This window comes from Rhodococcus sp. NPDC077669 (assembly GCF_040686915.1).
In the GTDB taxonomy this organism is placed as follows: domain Bacteria; phylum Actinomycetota; class Actinomycetes; order Mycobacteriales; family Mycobacteriaceae; genus Rhodococcoides; species Rhodococcoides fascians.
The window spans coordinates 1-5,945 of the sequence record NZ_JBFBMD010000051.1 but is presented as its reverse complement, the minus strand read 5'-3'; the positions used below and the strand labels follow the sequence as shown (position 1 = coordinate 5,945).

2 protein-coding genes are annotated in these 5,945 nt (G+C 60.7%); both read right to left on the bottom strand.

Annotation, left to right across the window (positions count from 1 at the left end):
- Nucleotides 1-224 (bottom strand): beta-ketoacyl synthase N-terminal-like domain-containing protein (locus AB0P23_RS25305; RefSeq protein ID WP_363799779.1); only part of this gene is annotated, 224 nt, incomplete at its 3' end.
- Nucleotides 214-5,928, bottom strand: coding sequence for a beta-ketoacyl synthase N-terminal-like domain-containing protein (locus AB0P23_RS25300; protein WP_363799778.1), 5,715 nt, complete (start codon nucleotides 5,926-5,928; stop codon nucleotides 214-216). The genes AB0P23_RS25305 and AB0P23_RS25300, both read right to left, overlap by 11 nt.
- Between the last annotated feature and the right edge of the window lie 17 nt (nucleotides 5,929-5,945).

Here is a 5,945-nt window from a genome sequence, read left to right as displayed (position 1 = left end):
CCACCCGAAACCAACAAATCCCAAAAACTCTCCACCCCGACCACACCACCAGGAAAACGACACCCCACACCCACCACCGCCACAGGCTCAGAGCTGCGCGCGCGGCTTTCGGCCACCTCGGACTTCGCGGAGCGAAGTTCACTCAGCGCACGGCGTACGACATCTTCGCGGTCGACCGGTCGGTTGGCGGGCACGGTCGGTCGGTCAATTGATTCAGTGGTCATTGTCTTCCAACTCTCGGTCCAGCAGTGCCAACAATTCTTCTTCGGACAACGAATCCAAACCATCGACTTCGGGTTCGGCCACTGCCTCTGTCTGTTCGCGATAGCCCAGTAGTTCCTCCAGCACGAAGACGCTCAGTTCGTTGATCGTGGGGTGCTCGAACGTTGCGGTAACCGGTACTGCCTTGCCAATCATCAAGTCCAATCGACGCTTCAGCGCGACGCTCGAAATGGAATCCATCCCAACGGAAAAGAAGCCGGTATCGGGATCCAGACGACTCGCCGGATCGCGGCCGAGGACGATTGCGACCTCACGCTGTAGAGCGTCGGCCGTGATCCGCTTACGAACGCTGTAAGCCTGCAAAACGCCTATTGAGGATGTGAAATCTGTTCCAGCACCGGCGCTGTCGACGTCGAACTTCATTCGAGCAAGTAACGGGCGCCGGCGCCTTGCCTCCATTACAGGTTTGAACTGAGCCCAATCGACCGTGGCGACGGTGAGCTGAGGCTTCGAGGACCCTACCAACCGATCGAGAGCGGCGAACGCAAGCGAGTCGGGAACGGCGGCCAGGCCCATCGATTCGAAGTACGACTTGTGACCCGAACCCATCCGACTGTCCGCAAACCAGCCCCAGCCGACAGCATAGGTCGGCATACCTGCTCGCGAACGTGCATGCGCGGTCAGGTCGAGAAAGTAGTTTGCGGCCGCATAGTGCCCAGCCAGCGCAGAACCCCACACTGCAGAACCGGACGAATACAACACCAAGAAGTCCAATGGTGTCCGCGACGACGCTATTTCGATGGCTCTGGTACCCCGCACCTTCGCGTGCAGAGTGTCATCGAAGAGTGCCCAGTCGAGATCGCACAGTTGAGACGGCACGAAACTACCCGCAGCGTGTACGACTCCGCCGATTCGCGGCCACGGTTGACCCGGCGAAAACAATTGGTCCATCTGCAGTTGGTCCGCCACGTCTCCTACCACCGAGTGTACGACGACGCCAACAGACTTCAAGCGTGCGATCGCGGCCTCGACACGACCGCCGTGTTCGTCGCCGCCGTTGGTCTCCACGGGCGAGCGGCCCAACAGAATGATGTGGCGCGCACCGCGACTGGACAGCCAGTCTGCGATCCTGATTCCGAGGGTACCTCGGCCGCCGGTGACTAGATACGCCCTCTCCGATGAGATCGTTGGTTCCTGTATATCGTTGTGCGGCAAGTTCGTTGACCTAAGACGCGCCACCAGACGTTGCCCTCGTCGAAACGCGATCTGGTCTTCCCCGTCGGCCTCGAGAACCTCATCCGCGATCACCGGACAGGCTTCGTCGCAATCTGATGGGTCGAGATCGATCAGACCACCCCAAATCTCAGGGTGCTCCAGACCGATGACGCGACCGAGCCCCCACACCGGTGCCTCCGCAAGGTCGATAGCGGTGGCACCGGCTTCCACTCCGCCCGAGGTGACGATCCACAGTTTCGCTCGCGTTCGATGTGAGATCAGTCCCGCTGCTGCACCGAGGGCAGTCGCACACGACAGTGCAACGGCGTCGGACAAAAGATCGATTCCGTCGTCGAACATCGATATCTTTCGGGACCCGAGATGCACGACCCCACGAAGTGGCTCATGCTGCCTCACCACCTCGCCAGCCCACGCCCGCAGCATTTCCCCTCGGTCGCTGGAGCCGAGTTCCGCTGCCACACCGCCGAAATCAACAAAGTTAGCGTGTTCGCCCCGTTTGGTGAATTCTTGAACCAGGCTGGTAGCCATAGCTTCATCGGAACTGAGAACCAACCAACCACCCTCGGGTAGTTCGCTGATCCCGGGGCCGCTTGGGTTGGAGTCGGACGGTTCCCAATTCACTTCGTACAAGGATCCTTCGAGAGAATCCGGTCGGACGGCGCGGACCGCGGAGGCAGGCACATCGAGCCAATGCCGCGCTCGCTGCCATCTGTAGGTAGGCAACTCCACTTTTTTACCCGAAATATGCTGCATCGAAGCGTGGTCGATATCGTGACCACGAACGTGCAGAAGCGCTGCAGCCCTCAACATGCTGTCACGAACCGGCATCGAACGACGCATCGAAGTCGTTCGTTCGACGTCTGTCGCGCAAGACTGCGCGACTGCGGACCCCAACACCCCGTGCGGACCGATCTCGACGACCGTGACACTCTCCGCGCCTTCGCACGCGGCACTCATCGCATCCTTGAACCGAACCCTATCGGTCATATTCTGAGCCCAGTATCGAGAAGTGTAGTGGAATTCCCGGGGCACTTTGGTACCGGTCACAGTCGAGAAAGTATCTACGCTCGGACGCGATGAGGATATACCGGAAATCGATGCGATCAATTGATCCCGGAGCGACGTCATTTGATAGCTGTGAAATGCATACTCCTCCTGAATCCAAGAGGCGGAGAGACCAAGAGAACGAGCGACGGACTCGATCCTGGCCAGTGCTTGCTTGTCGCCGGAAAGGACCGTGCCGACAGGGCTGTTCTCGGCCGCAACAGAAACGACGTCAGCCTCGGCGGACGCCAGATCCAGTGCGGTATCCAACGCGCATCCGACCGATAGCATCGCACCCTGCCCACGACTTTCACGCATCACTCGGCCGCGGTTCACCGCGATTTCCAGCACCGCATCGATGTCCAGCGATCGGTTGCAGTATGCCGCTGCCAACTCACCGACGCTGTGACCGACAACGGCATCCGGCTCGATACCCCATGATCGCCACAAGTCGACAAGAGCGATTTGCACCGCGACGATCGCGGGCTGCGCAATTTCGGTCATCTCGAGAAGGCAATCGGCACTGCCCGCTGTCAATTGCTCGAGCAAGGACCATCCAGCAAGCTCCATTATCCGCGTTTCACAATGAAGCAAAGTCGCGCGCGCGGTGGCGTCGGCTAGGAGGGTGGAGCCCATCCCCGGCCATTGTGAACCCTGACCGGAGAAGACGAATACCAATCTTGGTGTATTTCCTGGCCACACCGTGCCGGTCAAAGCACCGTCGGCCGGCGCATCCAGCTGGTCGGCGGCCGAAACTGCCGATTTCGCCAGCACAGCGCAACGGACCGCATGGTGTGGTCGAAGTACCGCTGCCGTGCGCGTGATGTCGGACCAATTCACATTCGCTGCATGCTTGTGCAGCCAGTCCCGGTACACCTGTCGGGTATCCGAGAGTCCGCCCTCCGTCCGCGCGGACAATAGAAGAAGCTCGGTTGAGGTCGACCTGTGCGCATCGGACCGAGTCGTCCTGAATTCCTCCAGCACCACATGAGCGTTGGTGCCACTGAACCCGAACGAACTGAGCCCAGCAAGTCGCGGGCCTGGTGGCTGCCAGTCGCTGAGCGCCGTAGGGATCGAGAGTGGAGCGGTCCAATCGATATGTGGGTTCGGCTCATCGAAATGCAGCGTCTTCGGAATCTGTTTGTGGCGTAGCATCAGGGCGACCTTGATCAGACCAGCGATCCCTGCAGCCGCTTCCAGGTGGCCCAGATTCGATTTCGCCGAGCCGACACTGATAGGGGCATCGCGGTCCTTGCCGGAACGAAGTGCGGATACGAGAGCGTTCATTTCGATCGGATCGCCCAAAGGTGTTCCGGTTCCGTGGGCCTCAACGTAAGTGACCGACCGCGGGTCGACCGACCCATCGCGCAGAGCTGCTTCGATTACCGCCTGTTGACTTGGGCCGTTCGGGACGGTCAAACCTGCACTCCGCCCATCCTGATTGACCGCAGAACCACGCACCGTGGCCCAAACATGGTCGTCGTCAGCAACCGCGTCCGACAACCGCTTGAGAACGACAACCCCACAGCCCTCGCCACGGCCATACCCATCCGCGGACGCCGAAAACGGTTTACAGCGACCGTCACTCGACAACGCGTTGAGTTTGTTCAGGCTGACGGTAGTGGCCGGACTCAACATCAAGTTGACGCCGCCGACCAACGCGGCGTTGCATTCGCCCGATCGCAAACTACGCAGTGCAAGGTGCAGCGCCACCAGGGACGACGAACATGCTGTATCGACAGCCATACTCGGCCCCTGCAAGCCCAAGTGGTACGAGAGCCGTCCGGCCGCAACGCTGAAGGTGTTGCCGGTCGCCAAATACGGATCGATCGTCACACCGGTAGAGCTAGCCAATTGCATGTAGTCGGACGTGTTTATTCCGATATAGACACCAGTTGCACTGTTGCGCAACGCATCTTCGCCATATCCGGCGTCCTCGAGCGCCTCCATGGCGACCTCCAAGAGCAAGCGCTGTTGCGGATCCATGCTGCGCGCTTCCATCGGAGAGATCCCGAATGCGTCTGCGTCGAATTCGTCGACGCGCACATCGACGAACCCTGCGCGAGTAGGAACTCGACCAATCGTCGATTCACGGTCGAGTCCCACATAGTCGTCGATACCCCACCGTTCCCGGGGTACCTCGCTTGTACCGTCCAAGCCTCTTGCCAACAACTGCCAGAAAGCATCGGGGTCGTTCGCTCCGCCGGGAAGCCTGCAACCGATGCCGACAATGGCGACAGGTTCGGTGCCGAGTTCCCATTGCGTCGGCGCTTCGACGCCCGGCACCCGACCGCCGACTTCCTGAGCCGGGTCGGGCACGGAGGCGTCTGGTGCCCGAGAAGGAGCGGTTCCGCTCTCGGGGGGCAGGTTCGCGTTCGTCGCCAAGTGCGCGGCGAGCCTCTCGATAGTCGGATGGTCGAAGACGACCGTCGACGATATCGGACGACCCGTGACCGATTCGATCCGATCACGCAGTTCCACAACCATGGCCGACGTGAGCCCGAGGTCGAACAGACCGGTCGATGGGCTGAGGCGCTCCGAGGCTGACAAACCGAGCAAGGTCTTCAATTCCTCTTGAAGCAAGGTCTCCAGACGCCCGCGGTCGTTCTCGGGGGTATCAGCGGACCGACGTCTGTTGGTCTTCAGGTCATTCCGGACTACTGGTGAAGGGGCGGAAACGACCCTCGAATTCGTTGTGCCCCGATCAGGCGAGACCCAGTAGTTCTTGTGCTGGAACGGGTAATTCGGCAAGGCGATCGCGACGTTAGGACGCTGTGTTGTGGCCCTCCAATCCACGGAACATCCTGTGAGCCACGCTTGCGCGAGCGCGCGATCCATCGAACCAACGGGATTGGCTCGCGCCACGGTGGGGATTCGACGACCAGAGGCTACGCCCTCGGCGTTCTCGAAAAGCTCGAGAAGGCCACCCGGGCCCAACTCGATCACCAGGTCCGCCCCTCGCTCGACTGTCGTCGAGACGGCTGCAGCGAAGTCAACCGGCTTACGCGTGTGTTCTGCCCAATACCCCGGTGTCAAGACCCCGCTGATCAACTCACCGGTGGTGTCCGAGACGAGGTCGGTGTGAGGTGGAACGAAATTGACGCCGGCCGACCGTAGATATTCTGCCAACGCGGCGCTTACCGTTTCCATATGCGCAGAGTGGAATGCTCTGGTGATCGGAAGGTCGGTCACATCGACGTTCCTGCCGCGCAGAGCAGCTGCGGCGGAAGTGACGGCTCCAGGATCGCCGGACAGAACGTAGTTTTGCGGACCGTTCACGACCGCAAGCTCGACCCCGCTGCCGACTACATCCGAAACAATGGAACGCGCGCTCTTCACTGCGATCATCGCGCCGGTGTCGGCGAGTTCGGCAGTCAGACGGGCTCGTTCGCCGACGATCATGGCTCCCTCGGCAACCGTGAACACACCAGCAAGCGCAGCAG